This is a genomic window from Allosphingosinicella sp. (genome assembly GCF_036570505.1).
Taxonomy (GTDB): domain Bacteria; phylum Pseudomonadota; class Alphaproteobacteria; order Sphingomonadales; family Sphingomonadaceae; genus Allosphingosinicella.
Window position 1 is genome coordinate 1 of sequence record NZ_DATCYB010000086.1, and the last position, 15,950, is coordinate 15,950.

Annotated in this window: 15 protein-coding genes and 1 pseudogene; 8 read left to right on the forward strand and 8 right to left on the reverse strand. The window is 66.0% G+C overall.

Annotation, left to right across the window (positions count from 1 at the left end; all coding sequences use genetic code 11):
* The 4 genes and pseudogenes from VIR62_RS11145 to VIR62_RS11160 form a co-directional block, all read left to right on the forward strand.
* Positions 1-437 (forward strand): annotated as a pseudogene (locus VIR62_RS11145) (DNA replication/repair protein RecF); the annotation flags it as partial.
* A gap of 73 nt (positions 438-510) precedes the next feature.
* On the forward strand, positions 511-2,985 hold the full coding sequence (gene gyrB, locus VIR62_RS11150) for a DNA topoisomerase (ATP-hydrolyzing) subunit B (RefSeq protein ID WP_431871293.1): 2,475 nt from the start codon (positions 511-513) through the stop codon (positions 2,983-2,985).
* Positions 2,986-3,151: 166 nt separating this feature from the next.
* Entirely contained in the window at positions 3,152-3,493 is a 342-nt protein-coding gene (locus VIR62_RS11155; protein ID WP_431871294.1) for a hypothetical protein, read from the forward strand.
* Positions 3,494-3,505: 12 nt separating this feature from the next.
* On the forward strand, positions 3,506-4,333 hold the full coding sequence (locus VIR62_RS11160) for an OmpA family protein (RefSeq protein WP_431871296.1): 828 nt from the start codon (positions 3,506-3,508) through the stop codon (positions 4,331-4,333).
* Between the two features lie 47 nt (positions 4,334-4,380).
* On the opposite strand, the gene VIR62_RS11165 is transcribed toward VIR62_RS11160, so the two are convergent.
* From VIR62_RS11165 to VIR62_RS11190, 6 genes are all read right to left on the reverse strand, one after another.
* On the reverse strand, positions 4,381-5,163 hold the full coding sequence (locus VIR62_RS11165; protein WP_431871297.1) for an NTP transferase domain-containing protein: 783 nt from the start codon (positions 5,161-5,163) through the stop codon (positions 4,381-4,383).
* A gap of 32 nt (positions 5,164-5,195) precedes the next feature.
* Positions 5,196-6,710, reverse strand: coding sequence for an RNA polymerase factor sigma-54 (gene rpoN / locus VIR62_RS11170; RefSeq protein WP_431871298.1), 1,515 nt, complete (start codon positions 6,708-6,710; stop codon positions 5,196-5,198).
* 3 nt (positions 6,711-6,713) lie between these two features.
* The gene (gene lptB / locus VIR62_RS11175; protein ID WP_431871300.1) at positions 6,714-7,493 is read right to left on the reverse strand and encodes an LPS export ABC transporter ATP-binding protein; all 780 of its coding nucleotides are present in this window, start codon (positions 7,491-7,493) and stop codon (positions 6,714-6,716) included.
* Positions 7,494-7,638: 145 nt separating this feature from the next.
* Positions 7,639-8,169, reverse strand: a complete 531-nt coding sequence (locus tag VIR62_RS11180) for an LptA/OstA family protein (RefSeq protein WP_431871351.1) — start codon at positions 8,167-8,169, stop codon at positions 7,639-7,641.
* 5 nt (positions 8,170-8,174) lie between these two features.
* The gene (gene lptC / locus VIR62_RS11185; protein ID WP_431871302.1) at positions 8,175-8,813 is read right to left on the reverse strand and encodes an LPS export ABC transporter periplasmic protein LptC; all 639 of its coding nucleotides are present in this window, start codon (positions 8,811-8,813) and stop codon (positions 8,175-8,177) included.
* Positions 8,806-9,423, reverse strand: coding sequence for a ribonuclease D (locus tag VIR62_RS11190; protein WP_431871304.1), 618 nt, complete (start codon positions 9,421-9,423; stop codon positions 8,806-8,808). Before VIR62_RS11190 ends, lptC begins: the two co-directional genes overlap by 8 nt.
* 125 nt (positions 9,424-9,548) lie before the next feature.
* On the opposite strand from VIR62_RS11190, the gene VIR62_RS11195 reads away from it, so the two are divergent.
* Together VIR62_RS11195 and VIR62_RS11200 are read left to right on the forward strand one after the other, a co-directional pair.
* A complete protein-coding gene (locus VIR62_RS11195; RefSeq protein WP_431871306.1) occupies positions 9,549-10,481 on the forward strand; it encodes a DUF808 domain-containing protein in 933 nt (310 codons plus the stop codon).
* Positions 10,482-10,671: 190 nt separating this feature from the next.
* A complete protein-coding gene (locus VIR62_RS11200) occupies positions 10,672-11,451 on the forward strand; it encodes a cold-shock protein (RefSeq protein ID WP_431871307.1) in 780 nt (259 codons plus the stop codon).
* A gap of 56 nt (positions 11,452-11,507) precedes the next feature.
* On the opposite strand, the gene VIR62_RS11205 is transcribed toward VIR62_RS11200, so the two are convergent.
* Together VIR62_RS11205 and VIR62_RS11210 are read right to left on the reverse strand one after the other, a co-directional pair.
* A complete protein-coding gene (locus tag VIR62_RS11205) occupies positions 11,508-11,762 on the reverse strand; it encodes a hypothetical protein (protein WP_431871309.1) in 255 nt (84 codons plus the stop codon).
* Positions 11,763-11,888: 126 nt separating this feature from the next.
* Entirely contained in the window at positions 11,889-12,887 is a 999-nt protein-coding gene (locus VIR62_RS11210; RefSeq protein WP_431871310.1) for a ligase-associated DNA damage response exonuclease, read from the reverse strand.
* A 78-nt stretch (positions 12,888-12,965) separates the two neighbouring features.
* On the opposite strand from VIR62_RS11210, the gene VIR62_RS11215 reads away from it, so the two are divergent.
* Positions 12,966-13,160 carry a hypothetical protein gene (locus tag VIR62_RS11215; RefSeq protein ID WP_431871312.1) on the forward strand — a complete coding sequence of 65 codons (195 nt, stop codon included), beginning with the start codon at positions 12,966-12,968 and terminating at the stop codon, positions 13,158-13,160.
* A gap of 6 nt (positions 13,161-13,166) precedes the next feature.
* Positions 13,167-15,593, forward strand: a complete 2,427-nt coding sequence (locus VIR62_RS11220) for a ligase-associated DNA damage response DEXH box helicase (protein ID WP_431871314.1) — start codon at positions 13,167-13,169, stop codon at positions 15,591-15,593.
* Positions 15,594-15,950: the final 357 nt, after the last annotated feature.

Consider the following 15,950-nt stretch of genomic DNA (forward strand, 5'->3'; position numbering starts at 1 on the left):
GCCCCTTCGCCCGCGCCGGCCTCGCTCTGGAAGGTTGGACCAGCGGCGATCTCGGCTGCGACTTCGCCTCTGGCCGCGCCCGCGACGCCGCCGCCGGGCGAACCCTTGCTGGTCCTCACCGCACCGATCTCGCCGTCACCCATCTCGGCAAGAACCAGCCCGCCGCCCTCTGCTCGACAGGCGAGCAGAAGGCGCTGCTGCTCGGCCTCGTCCTCGCCCATGCCGATCTCGTCGCCGAACGCGCCGGCCGCCGCCCCATCCTCCTCCTCGACGAGGTCGCCGCCCATCTCGACCCCAGCCGCCGCGCCGCCCTTTTCGCCCGCTTGGCCGAGGCCGGCGGACAGGTGTGGCTGACCGGCACGGAAAGATCGCTGTTCGAGACCGTCGACAAAGCGACGTGGCTGGACGTAGAAAACGGCCGCATCAAGGGCTCCTGACCGTTGGCCGGAGATGTCGTGATTCCGCCCCTTTTTCCTTGGGTTTCCTCCGCCTCGTGGCTATATAATCAACATGGCATCCAATCCTTCTGAAAACAGCTACGGCGCCGAATCCATCAAGGTGCTGAAAGGCCTCGACGCGGTCCGCAAGCGGCCCGGAATGTACATCGGCGACACCGACGACGGTTCGGGTCTCCACCACATGGTGTTCGAGGTCGCCGACAATGCGATCGACGAGGCGCTGGCGGGGCATTGCGACCTCATCCAGATCACGCTCAACGCCGACGGCTCGGTTTCGGTCGAGGATAACGGCCGCGGCATCCCGACCGGGATCCACAAGGAAGAAGGCGTCTCGGCGGCCGAGGTCATCATGACCCAGCTCCACGCCGGTGGTAAGTTCGAGAACACCTCCGACGACAACGCCTACAAGGTCTCCGGCGGCCTCCACGGTGTCGGCGTCTCGGTCGTCAACGCGCTCAGCGAATGGCTGGAGCTCACCATCTGGCGCGACGGCGAGGAGCATTGGATGCGCTTCCGCCACGGCGACGCCGAAGCGCCCTTGAAGGTGCTTGGCCCCGCCCCGGAGGGCAAGAAGGGCACCAAGGTCACCTTCCTGCCCTCCTCCGCCACCTTCAAGGTCATGGATTTCGACTTCGAGAAGCTGGAGCACCGCTTCCGCGAGCTTGCCTTCCTCAACTCAGGCGTCCGCCTGCTGCTGTGCGATGCGCGGCATGAGGAAGCGAAACAGGTCGAGCTGTTCTACGAGGGCGGGATCGCCGCCTTCGTCCGCTATCTCGACCGCGCCAAGACCGCGCTCATCCCCGATCCGATCTCGGTCACCGGCCAGCGCGACGATATCGGCATCGAGGTCGCTCTCGAATGGAACGACAGCTATTATGAGCAGACCCTCTGCTTCACCAACAACATTCCGCAGCGCGACGGCGGCACCCATTTGGCGGCCTTCCGCGCGGCGCTGACCCGCACCCTGAACAATTATGCCGACAAGTCCGGCATGATGAAGCGCGAGAAGGTAAGCCTCACCGGCGACGACATGCGGGAGGGCCTGACCGCGATCGTCTCGGTCAAGCTGCCCGATCCCAAGTTCGGCTCGCAGACCAAGGACAAGCTGGTCAGCTCGGAGGTCCGCCAGCCCCTGGAAAGCCTGATGGCCGACAAGCTCGCCGAATGGCTGGAGGAAAATCCCGGCCACGCCAAGACGATCATCCAGAAGATCATCGACGCCGCCGCCGCCCGCGAAGCCGCCCGCAAGGCGCGCGAGGCGAGCCGCAAGAGCGTGCTCGGCGTCGCCTCCCTTCCGGGAAAGCTCGCCGACTGCCAGGAGCGCGACCCGGCCAAGTCCGAGCTGTTCCTGGTCGAGGGTGACTCGGCCGGCGGCTCGGCCAAGCAAGGCCGCAACCGCCACACCCAGGCGATCCTGCCGCTGAAGGGCAAGATCCTCAACGTCGAGCGCGCACGCTTCGACCGGATGCTGTCATCGAAGGAGGTCGGCACGCTCATCCAGGCGATGGGAACCGGCATCGGCCGCGACGATTTCAACATCGAGAAATTGCGCTACCACAAGATCGTGATCATGACGGACGCCGACGTCGACGGCGCCCACATCCGCACGCTTCTGCTGACCTTCTTCTACCGGCAGATGCCCGAGATCATCGAGCGCGGGCATCTCTACATCGCCCAGCCGCCGCTTTACAAAGTCGCCAAGGGCCGGTCGGAAGTCTATCTCAAGGACGACGCCAAGCTCGACGAATATCTCGTCGATGCCGGCATCGGCGGACAAGTGCTGGAGACGTCCGAAGGCCCCCGCTCGGGCGACGACCTTCGCGCCCTCGCCGATCATGCCCGCCGCATGCGCACCTTGATGCGCTATGTGCCGCGCCACTACGACCCCGCCATCATCGAGGCTCTGGCGCTCACCGGCGCCCTCGACCCGGGAGCCGGGATTCCGCGCCGCGAGAAGCTGGTGACGGCTGCGGCCGCCTGGCTCCAGGCAAGTGACGAGGAAGCGACCTGGACGGGCGAGGTTACCGAACCCGGCGGCTATGGATTGAAGCGCCTTTGGCGCGGCGTCACCGACTATCACCTGGTCGACTACAAGTTCCTGGCGTCCGCCGAGGCGCGCAAGCTGCACGGCCTGGCTTCAGAGCAGGCGGCGACCTACGCGACGTCATCCCGCCTCATCACGCTCAAGGCCTCGGAGGCCGCCGCCGAAGCCGACGAGGAGGGCGAGGAACCGGCTGTGGCGGCCAAGGGCGTGCTCGTCCGCCGCCCCAGCGAGTTGCTCGAAGGCATCCTGGCGGCCGGCCGCAAGGGCCTCTCGATCCAGCGCTACAAGGGCCTCGGCGAAATGAACGCCGAACAGCTTTGGGAGACGACGCTCGATCCCGAGAACCGCAGCCTCCTCCAGGTCGAGATCGAGCAGGCCGATGTCGCCGACGAGATCTTCACGCGCCTGATGGGAGACGTCGTCGAACCCCGTCGCGAATTCATCCAGGAGAATGCGCTGAACGTCGCCAATCTGGACGTCTAGAATCGTGTCGGCCTTTCAGGACGACCTGCGCGGTGGACGCAGGAATTTTTGATCTATTTTTCTCTGTCTCCACAATAACTTCGGTGCTCCTTAATCTGTAGTTCATGGAACGAGGGGTGGTCGTCCGATGTTTTACGGGCGGTTCCACCAACATGGGAGTAGACCGATGCGTATCCGATTGACCGCCATTGCGGCGGCATTCGCGCTTGCGGGAGCCGCCCTGTCGGGTGCGGCTCTGGCCCAGAGCGAACGAACCGCACGAGCCGTGGTCGCCGAAGCGCGCGGCATGATCGAGGCGAATGACAAGGCCGGCGTCGCCGGAGAAGCGGCCGACGTTCAGACGCGCGCACGCGCCGCCCTGGAACGGGCCGAAGTCGCGATCCGCGACGATAATGAGGATCGCGCCCTCCACGCCGCCGGCGAAGCCGAAGCACTGGCCGGGCTCGCGCAGGCCACTGCCGAGCTTCGGGCCCTTACCGCAGAACTCAACAAGCTCACCGCGCGATAGAGGAGAGCTATCATGAAGACTCTGATCAAGCTGACCGCCGCCGGCCTGCTTGCCACGTCGATGGCCACGCCGGCGTTCGCCGATGAAAGCGATCGCCTCATCGTCAACCAACTCCGCGAGAAGATCGGCGCCGTCCGCGCCGAGCCGGGCGTCTCCGAATATGGCGGTGCCGCGCTCGACGCCGCCGAAGCCAGCCTCGACCCGCTGCTCCGGAATCTCGACGCAGACGACGAGGTCCAGGCCGCGGCGCTCACCAACCGCATCAACGCGCTCATCGAAACAGCGCGCGTGCGCGCCAAGATCGCCCAGGTGAAAGCTGAGATCGAACGGGTCGAGACGGCAAGCGCTGGCCAGGATGAGGCGCGGATCGCCGACGCCGAGGCTGAAGCGGCCGATGCACGAGCCACTGCCGAAGCCGCGCGCGCGGAAACCGAGCGGCTCCGCGACCAGATGAAGCAGACACAGCTGGGCGCGACCCTAGTCCTTCAGGACGTCGTGTTCGAAACCGCCCGGGCGGAACTGAAGCCCGGCGCCGAGCAAAGGCTCGCCCCGCTGGTGAGCTATCTCCAGGCCAACCCCGAGGTCCGCGTCAGGATCGATGGCCACACGGACTCGCGCGGATCGACCGCCTATAACCAGCGCTTGTCCGAAGCACGCGCGGCATCGGTACGGGCGCGTCTGGCTTCGCTGGGCGTCGATCCGTCCCGCATCCAGGCGATAGGCCACGGCGAGGCGACACCCGTCGCCAGCAATTCCACGACGGCCGGCCGCCAACAGAACCGCCGCGTCGAAGTGACGTTGGTCGGACAGCAGGCGACAAATCTAGCCATCAGCGAATAGTGGCCCTGCCGCGACGGCTGATTGGCGCGCCAAGGCGGCGGATAAGCTCAGCCTTGGCGCGCCAATATCTCTTCGGCGACGCGGTGGGTGCGTTCGTTGTCGACGTCGATGGCGAGGCGACCGTCGGTGACCACCATCGGCCTCACCCGCACGCCGAAGCGGCGGGAGATGTGGCGGAATATGCCCTCGAGCGTCGTCAGGCCGAAGCGGAAACGGATGAGGTTCAGGATACCGAAGGCCTTGACGATCCGTGACGGATGCTTGGCGAACTGTCCGCCCTCGCGGAAACTCTCCGTCGCCTTCAATGCGGCCTCGCTGCCGAGCCAGAAGAGATTGCAGTTGGAATAGCCGCCGCCCTTCATCTCGTAGAAGCGGCGCTGGCCGTCTGGATGTGCGGCCAATATGTCCTGTTTTTCGGCCATGACCACGATCGCGTCGGCCTCCTTCTTGTCTCCCTCGGCAGCGAGCCGATGCAGGGCGTCCGCCGTCATCAGCACATTGTCGGCCGTCGTGATGACCAGGGGAAAACCGGTAATCCGGCTCGCCTCGACCACGCTGTCGACGATGTGAAAGCGGGCCTCGATCGGCGTTAGCCGACCCGCGGCGTGCAGGTGGGCAACGGTCGGCTCTTCCGCGACGGCGCTGAAATCGTCGACCGACAGGAACAGCTCCGCATCCGGCCAGGCATCAGCGGCGGTGCGAAGCACCCGCCCGACCATGGCCTCGCCGCGTACCGGAACCAGGCATTTGTGGGTGACCCCAGCCGCTTTGGCGAGCGGGTCGAGGGCTGCCGATCGGCGCCCTGCGAGGACAAGTATCTTGGCCGTCATGGACTTTTCACCCCCGAGAGCTGCGAGGCGCCTCAGGCGGCGCGACTGCCGATCGCCTTCTGGCGCCGGCGCTGGACCGACGAGCCGATCCCCATCGACTCGCGATACTTGGCGACGGTGCGCCGCGCAATGTCGAAGCCCTTGGCCCGAAGCAATTCTACCAGTTGGTCGTCGGACAGGATCGCGCGGTCGCCCTCGGCCGCGATCAGCGTCTTGATGTGGCTCTTGACCGCCTCGGCCGAGACCGCGTCGCCGCCGTCGGCGCTCTGGATGCCGCTGGTGAAGAAATATTTGAGCTCGAATAGACCGCGCTCGCAGGCGAGATATTTGTTGGACGTAACCCGGCTCACCGTCGATTCATGCATGCCGATGGCTTCGGCCACCGCACGCAGCGTAAGCGGACGGAGATGGGTGACGCCCTTGCGGAAGAAGCCGTCCTGCTGCTTCACGATCTCGGTCGAGACCTTGACGATAGTCCGCGCCCTCTGGTCGAGCGCCTTCAAAAGCCAGTTGGCGCTAGCCAGGCACTCCGACAGCCAGGCTTTCGACTGCTTGTCCTGCGCCCCGCCCGATAGCTCGGTATAGTAGCTGCGATTGACGAGGAGCTTCGGCAGCGTCGCGCTGTTGAGCTCGATCGCCCAGCCCACACCGCGGCTCGCGACGAAGACGTCAGGCACGATGGCGTCGACCCGCTCGCCCTGCCCGAACCGGCAGCCGGGCTTGGGATCATAGGCGCGCAGCTCGCGGATCATGTCCCCCAGATCCTCGTCGTCGACGCCGCATATCCGCTTGAGCGCCGTCAGGTTGCCCTTGGCGAGGTAGTCGAGATTGTCGATCAGCCGCGCCATCGCCGGATCGTAGCGGTCGGCTTCCTTTGCCTGAAGCGCGAGGCATTCGGCCAGCGACCGGGCGCCGACGCCCGCGGGATCGAAGCTCTGTATGACGGCCAACACCCGCTCGACATCGGCGAGCGGGGCACCGAGACGCTGGGCCAGATCCAGCACGGACCCGAGGAAATAGCCGGTCTCGTCGATCTGCTCGATAACCTGTCCGGCGATAACCAGGTCGCGGTCCGACAGGGAGGAGCCCGCCTGGGCCAAAAGATGCTCCTGGAGCGAGATTTCGGCGCTGGCGAAGCTGTCATAGTCGGGCGCCTCGCCCGGTGCCGAGCCGCCGGACGCCAGCCCGTCCAGTCCAAGACCGCCGTCGAGGCCGCGCATGCTGTCGGCGGCGCTGTCCTGGTGAAAATCCTCGCTGTTGTAATCAACGTCGAGCGGCGCATCGCGCTCGGCGTCACCCGACTGGACGAGGAGGTCGATCGTCTCGGGTTCCTCGGCTTCGACGAGCGCGACTTCCGCCTCTCCGGCCTGGCCGTTCGGCTCGTCCTCGCCGGCACTGTCGAGCAGAGGATTTTTTTCCAGCTCCTCGGCGATGAAGCTTTCGACCTCCAAGTTGGACAGCGCCAGTAGCCGGATCGCCTGCTGGAGCTGCGGCGTCATCACCAGCGACTGGCTTTGGCGCAGGTCCAGGCGGGGGCCGAGCGCCATTGTTTAGAGCTCGAAGCTTTCGCCGAGGTAGAGGCGGCGGACATTCTCGTCGGCGACCAGCGCCGCCGGGCTGCCGGCGAACAACACCTGGCCGTCGTAGATGATCGCCGCGCGGTCTACGAGGTCGAGCGTCTCGCGGACATTATGGTCCGTGATGAGGACGCCGATATCGCGCTTCTTCAATTCGGAGACGAGGTCGCGGATGTCGGCGATCGAGATGGGATCGATGCCCGCGAAGGGCTCGTCGAGGAGCATGATCGATGGATCGGCGGCGAGCGCGCGGGCGATCTCGCAGCGGCGCCGCTCGCCGCCGGAGAGAGCCATGGCCGGCGCGTCGCGGAGATGCTCGATATGAAATTCGCCCAGGAGCTGCTCGAGCCGCTGCTCGCGCACCCTGCGGTCGGGCTCGGCGACTTCGAGGACGGCCATGATGTTCTGTGAAACGGTCAGGCCGCGAAAGATCGAGGTTTCCTGCGGCAGATAGCCGAGGCCCAGGATCGCGCGGCGATACATGGGAAGGCCGGTGATGTCCTCGCCGTCGAGCAGGATGCGGCCGCTGTCGGGCTTCACCAAGCCCATGATCGAATAGAAGCAGGTCGTCTTGCCAGCGCCGTTGGGGCCCAGGAGACCGACGACCTCCCCTCGCTCGACGTGGAGCGACACGTCGGTCAGCACGGCTTTTCGGTCATAGGATTTGGCGATCGATATGACGGACAGACCGCGATCGACATGCACGACCGCCGCCTCGTCCTCGGGTCGATCAAGAAGTGCCGTATCGTTCATCCGTGCTCCATCCCCACCCCGCCCGATTTAGGACAGCGGCCCGCATGTCTCAACTGGCAAGATTCATGCATGAAGAGAAAAAACGGTTAACGCAACTGACCGGCAACAGTTTGGAGGATGCGGCAAAGCGCCTCCAATCAAGGTCTTAGTCTTGTCGCTGCGGGACGGTGAACGTGCCGGACACACGCCCGTCTTCGCTGCTCGTCGTGCCGGGAACGGCGCCTGACCCGCCGTCGAGCACCGCCCGACCGGTATCAAGACTAAGCACCAGCCTCGCCCCGTTCACCCGTGACTCGCCGCGCGTCAGGGTGACGCCCCCGAGCATGGTGATGACCCGATTGTTGAGATCGTAGATGGCGTATTCGCCGCGCGCCGTTTCCGACGGGCTGCGGAGCAGAACGCCGCCGCTCGCCGTCAGCCGGTCGATCTGGATGCCGCCGGCGTCGCTATAGGCGACCGTCAACCGAGCGGCGCTGAGCGTCATATCGCCTTGGCGCGCGATGACGTCGCCCGAAAAGATCGCCCTATCCGCGCGATCCTGGACCTCGATGCGATCGGCGGCGACATCGACCGGCGCGTTGGTGTTGTGGCCGCGCAGGGCCTGTCCATTGGCCTGGCTTCCCATAAGGGCCAGGACCAGCATGCCCGCGCCGGCCGTTTTCGCGAAACTTTTCATCGCGCTCATCTGAGACCGCCCTGCACGATATGCAAGCGGGCGTTGCCGGTGAGCGTCACCGTCCGCCCCTCGAGATCGGCGCTCATCCGATTCGCCGAGAATCGCCCGAGAGGCAGGCGCCCTTCGACGCCGCCGTCGCTCTCCATCGTCCGGGTGTCGAGATCGACCGCGACGTCGCGCGTCTGAATCCGATAGCCGTCGGCGGCGGTGAACAGGACCGGTCCCGTCACCGTCACCGTCTCGGTCTCCAGATTGTAGCGGCCCTGGTCGGCCCTGATCGTGGCCGGCCCGCTTTCGAGGCCGAGCCGAGCCATCATGCCGAGCACGTCGACTATCGGGTCGCGCGACGTCGCCTGAACGGCGGATTCGGCCGTTATGGTGAAGGGGCGCCCCTTGTCGTCCTGCCCCCGATAGCGGGCTGCCTCGACCCGCATCCGCTCCTTCGCCACCGCGACCTTGTTCTTGTCGAGGATGAAACTGATTTCCTGGTTCTTGGAAAGCGGCGCCAGCGCCAGGTAGGCCATCAGCACGCCGATGAGGACCGGCAGCGCAAGCTTGAGGAGCCGCACCACATTATCGTGAGAGCCGCCCGGCGCGGCCCAGTGCTGCTTGCGCAACCGTTCGCGGTCGGCGAGCTCAGACATGGGCGAAGATATCCACCTCCGGCCAGCCGGCGAGATCGAGCAGCGCCCGGTTCGGAAGGAAGTCGAAACAGGCCTGGGCAAGACGCGCTCGGCCTTCGCGCTCAAGCCGCTCGTCGAGCTTCTCCCGCAGCCCATGAAGATAGCGGACGTCGGAGGCGGCATAGTCCTTTTGCGCGTCGGTCAGCTCCGGCGCGCCCCAGTCGGAAGTCTGCTGCTGCTTCGAAATCTCCTGACCAAGCAACTCCCGCACCAGCTCCTTGAGGCCATGCCGGTCGGTATAGGTGCGGATGAGGCGCGAGGCCGTCTTGGTGCAATAGACGGGCTCCGCCATCACGCCGAGATAGGCGCGGATCGAGGCCAGGTCGAAACGGGCGAAATGATAAAGCTTGAGGCGCTCCGGATCGGCGAGAATCGCCTTGAGATTAGGGGCGGTATAGTTGCTCTTGGGCGCGAAGCGGACGAGATGCTCGTCACCCCGCCCGTCGGCGATCTGGACCAAGCACAGCCTGTCCCGGCCCAGCTGCAGCCCCATCGTCTCGGTATCGACGGCGACCGGACCCGGCGCGAGCACGCCCTCCGGCAAATCTTCTTCGTGAAAATAAACGGCCATGCGCTCCGCATAAGCCAAAGCCTTTGGCGGCTCAATGCGCCGCGCGACGATCGATGAGGCGGGCTTGATCGCGGCGCGCCAGCACTTAACAGGGGCCTTGTCGCCATCAAAGGAACCTCTACCCCATGCCCAGTGGTCTCGCCGCGCTGCTTGACGATGTCGCAGCCATCGCCAAGCTCAGCGCCGCGTCGATCGACGATATCGGGGCCGCCGCCAGCCGGGCCGGCATGAAGGCCGCGGGCGTGGTGGTCGACGATACGGCGGTCACCCCGCGTTATGTGACGGGGTTCACGCCGGATCGCGAATTGCCGATCATCGCGCGCATCGCCAAGGGATCGCTCAAGAACAAGCTCCTCATCATCCTGCCCGTGGCCCTCGCCTTGAGCGCGCTCCTTCCCTGGGCGATCACGCCCCTGCTCATGCTGGGCGGAGCCTATCTGTGCTACGAAGGCGCGGAAAAGGTGTGGGAAGCGGTCTCCGGCGCCAAACACAGCCTCGCCGAGGTGGCGGCCGAGCTCAACAGCGAGGATCATGAACGCAAGATGGTCGCGGGCGCCGTCCGGACCGACTTCATCCTTTCGGCCGAAATCATGGCGATCGCGCTCGCCGAGGTCGCCAGCGAGCCGTTTCTGACGCGTGCGGCCATTCTGGCGCTGGTCGCGGTCGCGATCACGATCGGCGTCTACGGCGCCGTCGGCCTGATCGTGAAGATGGACGATATCGGCCTTCACCTCGCTGAGCGCCGTGACGCCGGCTCCCGCGCGCTGGGGCGGGCCCTGGTGCATGCCATGCCCCGGTTGATGACGGCGCTGTCGGTTATCGGCATCGCGGCAATGATCTGGGTGGGGGGCGGCATCCTCGTCCATGGGTTGGAGGAATTCGGATTTGCAGGCCTCGCTCATGGCATCCATGTCGTGGCGGAGGCGGCGGGGCATGGATTGCCGAGCCTGGGCGGAATGATCGAATGGATTGTCGGCGCGGCCGGCGCAGGCCTCGTCGGGCTCGCGATAGGCTCGATTATAGTTGCCGGACACCATCGACTTGCCCGCAAGCACTGACCGAAAGCTTCTCCTACCACAGGAGCATGAAATCGACCCATTGATCGAGTCGAAAGTCACTCGCTAGAAACCAAATTCTGCGTTATAAGACTCGCCGGTGCGCCAATTTTCGCGCCAAGGCCGTTAGCGCATCTAGCCCGGCGCGGTGGTTCTCAACAGGGATTTCGGGCGCGGGAAAGAATTACACGGCATGAGTTTTGACAGAGGGCGTCGCGGGGATCGCGGCGGGCGCGGACGCGATAAGCGCGACGGTTTCGGCGAAGACAGCTTTAGCAGCGGATTTCAGGATCGAGGCAGCTTCGGCGGCGGCGACCGATTTGGCGGCGGCGGCGGCGGTGGTTACAGTGACCGAGGCGGCTTCGGTGGCGGTGGCGGTGGCGGTGGCTATCGCGGCGGCGGTGCCGGCGGCGCTGCTGGCGGTGGTGGTTTTGGCGGCGGACGCGGTGGCGGCATGCCCCCGCAGGTTGTCGGCGAAGGCAAGGGCGTTGTTAAATTCTTCAACGGCCAGAAAGGCTTCGGCTTCATCGTTCGCGACGATGGCGGCGAGGATGTCTTCGTGCACATCTCGGCGGTCGAGCAGGCGGGCCTCACCGGCCTGGCGGAAGGCCAGCCGCTCGAATTCACGCTCGTCGACCGCGGCGGCCGTGTCTCGGCGACCGATCTCAAGATCGAGGGCGAGCCGCTTCCCGTCCCGGAAAGGGCGCCGCGCGAGGATCGCGGCGACTTTGGCGGCGGGCCGCAGCGTCAGCTGACCGGCGAAAAGGCCTCCGGAACCGTCAAGTTCTTCAACGCGATGAAGGGCTTCGGCTTCATCAGCCGCGACGACGGCCAGCCCGATGCCTTTGTCCACATTTCGGCAGTCGAGCGCGCCGGCATGGTCAGCCTCAACGAAGGCGACCGGCTGGAGTTCGAGCTGGAAGTTGACCGCCGCGGCAAGACGGCGGCGGTGAACCTGCAGCCCATCCAGTAATACGGGCGAAAGCCTGAAGAATAACCCGGCCGCTCCCCCGAGCGCGCCGGGTTTTTCTATGCCGCGTCGGCGATCGCCAACGGGCCGTGCGCGCGGCTGAAACCGCCCGTCCCCCGCGCCGTGGCTTCGGCCAGCGGCAGCGCCGTTCCGCAAAAGCCGCATTCGGCGGAGACCCGCCCGACATACCAATGCGTGCGGCCGCAGCCGGGGCAGTGGTTGACCTCGTTCTCCCGATAGAGGACGTGATATCCCCTGAAGCCGGGATTGTGAGGGAAGCTTTCGCCTCGCGCCGTCGTCATGCTGTTCATCATGACCGTTCCCCTTTCGCAATCTGGTCCTGAAGCGATTCGACCGGCCTTGATTGTCCTCCGAAACTAAGCGCTTGTCATGATGGCGAAAATCGGCGTGCCAAAAGGAAACGGCGGCAGCCGGCAAGATTAATCGTCCTCATCCTCATAGCCGACGAGGTTGAGCTCCCGCGCCTTGATCTGGTGCATGGCGCACCAGTGGATCAGCGCCTCCTCGCGGCCGTGCGTGACCCACACCTCCCTGGGCGCGATTTCGGTGAGGGTTCGGGTGAGCTCGTCCCAGTCGGCATGGTCGGAGATGATCAGCGGCAGCTCGACATTGCGCTGACGGGCGCGCTGGCGGATTCGCATCCAGCCCGAGGCCATGGCGGTGATCGGATCGGGCAGGCGCCGCGACCAGCGGTCGTTGAGAGCGCCGGGCGGGCAGAGGATGATCCTTCCCTTCAGCTCCTCCTTCGCCGCCCCGGTCGCCGGGCGTAGATCGCCGAGCGCTATGCCCTGTTCGGCATAAAGATCGCACAACCGCTGCAAGGCGCCGTGAATGTAGATCGGGTCCTCATGGCCCCGGCACCTGAGCTCCATGATGACCCGCTGCGCCTTGCCGAGCGCATAGGCGCCGACCAGCACGCACCGCTCCGGATTTTCGTGCAGCCGGAGCAGGAGACGATCGATCTCGTTCACCGTCTCGGGGTGCCGGAAGACGGGCAGCCCGAACGTCGCCTCGGTGATGAAGATGTCGCAGGGCACCGGTTCGAACGGCGCGCAGGTCGGGTCCGGACGGCGCTTGTAATCGCCGGAGACGACGACCCGCTCGCCGGCATGTGCGAGCACGATCTGGGCGGAGCCGAGGACGTGACCGGCGGGGACGAAGCTCACGTCCACCTCGCCCATGCGCATGGCATCACCATAGCCGACCGCATGGCCCGGCTGCGGTCCGTAGCGGCACTCCATGATCGCCAGCGTCTCCGGCGTCGCCCAGACGGCCCCGTGGCCGCCGCGCGCGTGATCGGCATGGCCGTGGGTGATGAGCGCACGCGCCTTGGGACGGCTCGGATCGACCCAGGCGTCGGCGGGTTTCACATAAATGCCTTCGGGAAAAGGCTCGATCCAGGAACCGAGACGGGCCATCGGGAGCTATATGGGCGAGGCGCCCGTGTCCGCCAAGTTGAGGCGCCGAAACGATGTCGCGGCGAAGGAGCCAAGGCCATGGATTTAGCTGGAGCCGGATGGTTCATAATGACGGTCGTGGGGCCGCTGGTCCTGGCGGGCGTGCTGCTCTGGGTGCTCCTCCGCAACCGCAAACGCACCCCGCGCGAGGACGAGCGGACGGAACAGGCGACGCGGGATCTTTACCGCGAGGAGGATCGGGCCCATCGCGGGGAGAATGAAGACGTTCCCTGATCGGGCATGGTGACGGCGCTAGCGGGCGATCTCCCGCCCGTCATCCGCGACTGGTTCGACGCCCGCGGGTGGAGCCCGCGGCGGCACCAGCTCGAAATGCTCGCCGCCGCCCGAACCGGCCGCAACGCGTTGCTGGTCGCCCCCACGGGGGCGGGCAAGACTCTCGCGGGATTCCTTCCCAGCCTGGTCGAAGTGATCGAACGACCGACCAAGGGCCTCCACACCCTCTACGTCTCGCCGCTGAAGGCGCTTGCCGTCGACGTTCAGCGCAACCTGCTGACGCCGATCGCGGAGATGGGCCTCGACATCCGGGTCGAGACCCGCACCGGCGACACGCCGGCGGATCGCAAGGCGCGGCAGCGGGTGAAGCCGCCGCAGATGCTGCTGACGACGCCGGAGTCGCTGAGCCTGCTGCTCAGCCACGAGGACAGCGCGCTTCTGTTCGAGGGGCTCAGCACTATCGTCATCGACGAGGTCCATGCCTTCGCCACGGGAAAACGCGGAGACCTGCTGAGCCTGTCCATGGCGCGCCTCCAGCAGCTGGCGCCGGGCCTGCGTCGCGTCGCCCTTTCTGCGACCGTCGCCGATCCGGAGGCCTATCAGGGCTGGCTGGCAGCCCATGCCGACGTGGAGACGGTGGACGTGGTCATGGGCGATCCCGGCGCCGAGGCCGACATCCACATCATGCTTCCCGAGGACGAGCGCATCCCCTGGTCGGGCCATAGCGGCCGCTGGGCGGCACGGCAGGTGATGAAGGAGATCGAGGCGCACAGGACCAGCCTCGTCTTCTGCAACACGCGCAGCCTCTGCGAGCTCATTTTCCAGGATCTCTGGACGGTGAACGACGATCACCTGCCCATCGGCATCCATCACGGCTCGCTCGACATCGAGGCGCGGCGCAAGGTCGAGAAGGCGATGGCGGAGGGGCGGCTTCGCGGCCTCGTCTGTACCTCCAGCCTCGATCTCGGCATCGACTGGGGCGATGTCGACCTCGTCATGCAGATGGGGGCGCCCAAGGGCAGCTCGCGCCTCCTCCAGCGCATCGGCCGCGCCAACCACCGGCTCGACGAGCCGAGCGAAGCGATCCTGATCCCCGGCAACCGCTTCGAATATCTCGAAGGTCGCGCGGCCCTCGACGCCATCGAGGAAGGCGTGCTCGATCACGAGCAATTCCGCCCCGGCGCGCTCGACGTTCTCGCCCAGCACGTCATGGCCGTTGCCTGCGCCGGACCCTTCCGCGAGGAGAGGATGCTGGCCGAGGTCCGCTCCGCCGCGCCCTATTCGGGGCTCGACGAGGCGACGTTCGGCAGGGTGCTCTCCTTCATCGAAAGCGGCGGCTACGCCCTTCGCGCCTACGATCGCTTCAAGCGCCTCACCCGCGAGCCGGATGGGACTTGGCGGGTCTCGCATCCCCGCTTCATCCAGCAGCACCGGATGAACGCCGGCATCATCGTCGACCAGCCCCTGCTCGACGTGCGCTTCAGGAACGGCCGCCGCCTCGGCACCGTCGAGGAAGGCTTCGCCGCCACCCTCTCGCCGGGCGACACCTTCTATTTCTCCGGCCTGGTGCTGGAGGTGGAGAAGATCGACGGCACTGACCTGTTCGTCCACGCCAGCCACAAGTCGGCGCGCATCCCGACCTATGGCGGCACGCGCATGGCGATGAGCACCCACCTCGCCGGCCGCGTCCGCCGCTTCCTCGCCGAGCCCGACGAATGGACCCGCTTCCCCGACGATGTACGCGACTGGCTGCAGGCGCAGGCGCAGCGCTCCGCCCTTCCCGCGCCCGACCAGCTTCTCGTCGAAACCTTCCCGCACGAGGGGCGACATTATCTGGTCATCTATAGCTTCGAGGGCTGGAATGCCCATCAGTCGCTCGGCATGCTGATCACGCGGCGGCTGGAGAGCGCGGGAATGGGGCCGCTCGGTTTCGTTTCCAACGACTACGCCCTCGCCTGCTATGCGCTCGAACCCATCACCGATCCGGCCAGCCTCCTCTCCGCCGACATATTGGAGCAGGAGTTCGTCGACTGGGTCCAGGGCTCGCACCTGTTGAAGCGCGCCTTTCGAGAGGTCGCCGTCATCGGCGGCCTCGTCGAGCGTCACCACCCCGGCAAGCGCAAATCGGGTCGGCAGGTCACCTTCTCGACCGACCTCATCTACGACGTGCTCCGCCGCTACGAGCCCGACCACCTTCTCCTCCGCGCCGCCTGGGAGGACGCCCGCGCCCGCATGACCGACGTCGGCCGCCTCGCCGACCTGTTGGACCGCGCCGCCGGCACGATGCTCCACATGCCGCTGGATCGGGTCTCGCCCATGGCCGTCCCGGTCCTCATCATGATCGGCCGCGAGCAGGTTTCCGGCGGCGGCGCCGAGGACGTGCTGCTGATGGAGGCTGAAGCCATCGCGGAGGAGGCGATGCGACTGGATTAGGCGGTGACGCCCAACGTCATTGCGAGCGAAGCGAAGAAATCCAGTCTCGCGCTTCGAACCTGGATTGCTTCGTCCCCCGGATCAAGTCCGGGGTCCTCGCAATGACGAGGTACCGTCCCATCCAAAGTTGATGAAATCACCGCGCTTTGACATGAATTATCCTTATTTTTCAGTGTTCGCTCCCTGGCGTTCGAGGGTGTCGACATAGCGTTCCAGCAGAGCGGCGGAATCGCGAGCGGAGGAGCGGGCGGCGCGGCGGCCCATGGCATTGTCTACCCCATCACCGATTGCGGACCTTCTGAGCTTTTCCCAGCAACGAGGGTCTGAAGGGGTGCAGGGCCCCGGCGGCTGACGCGA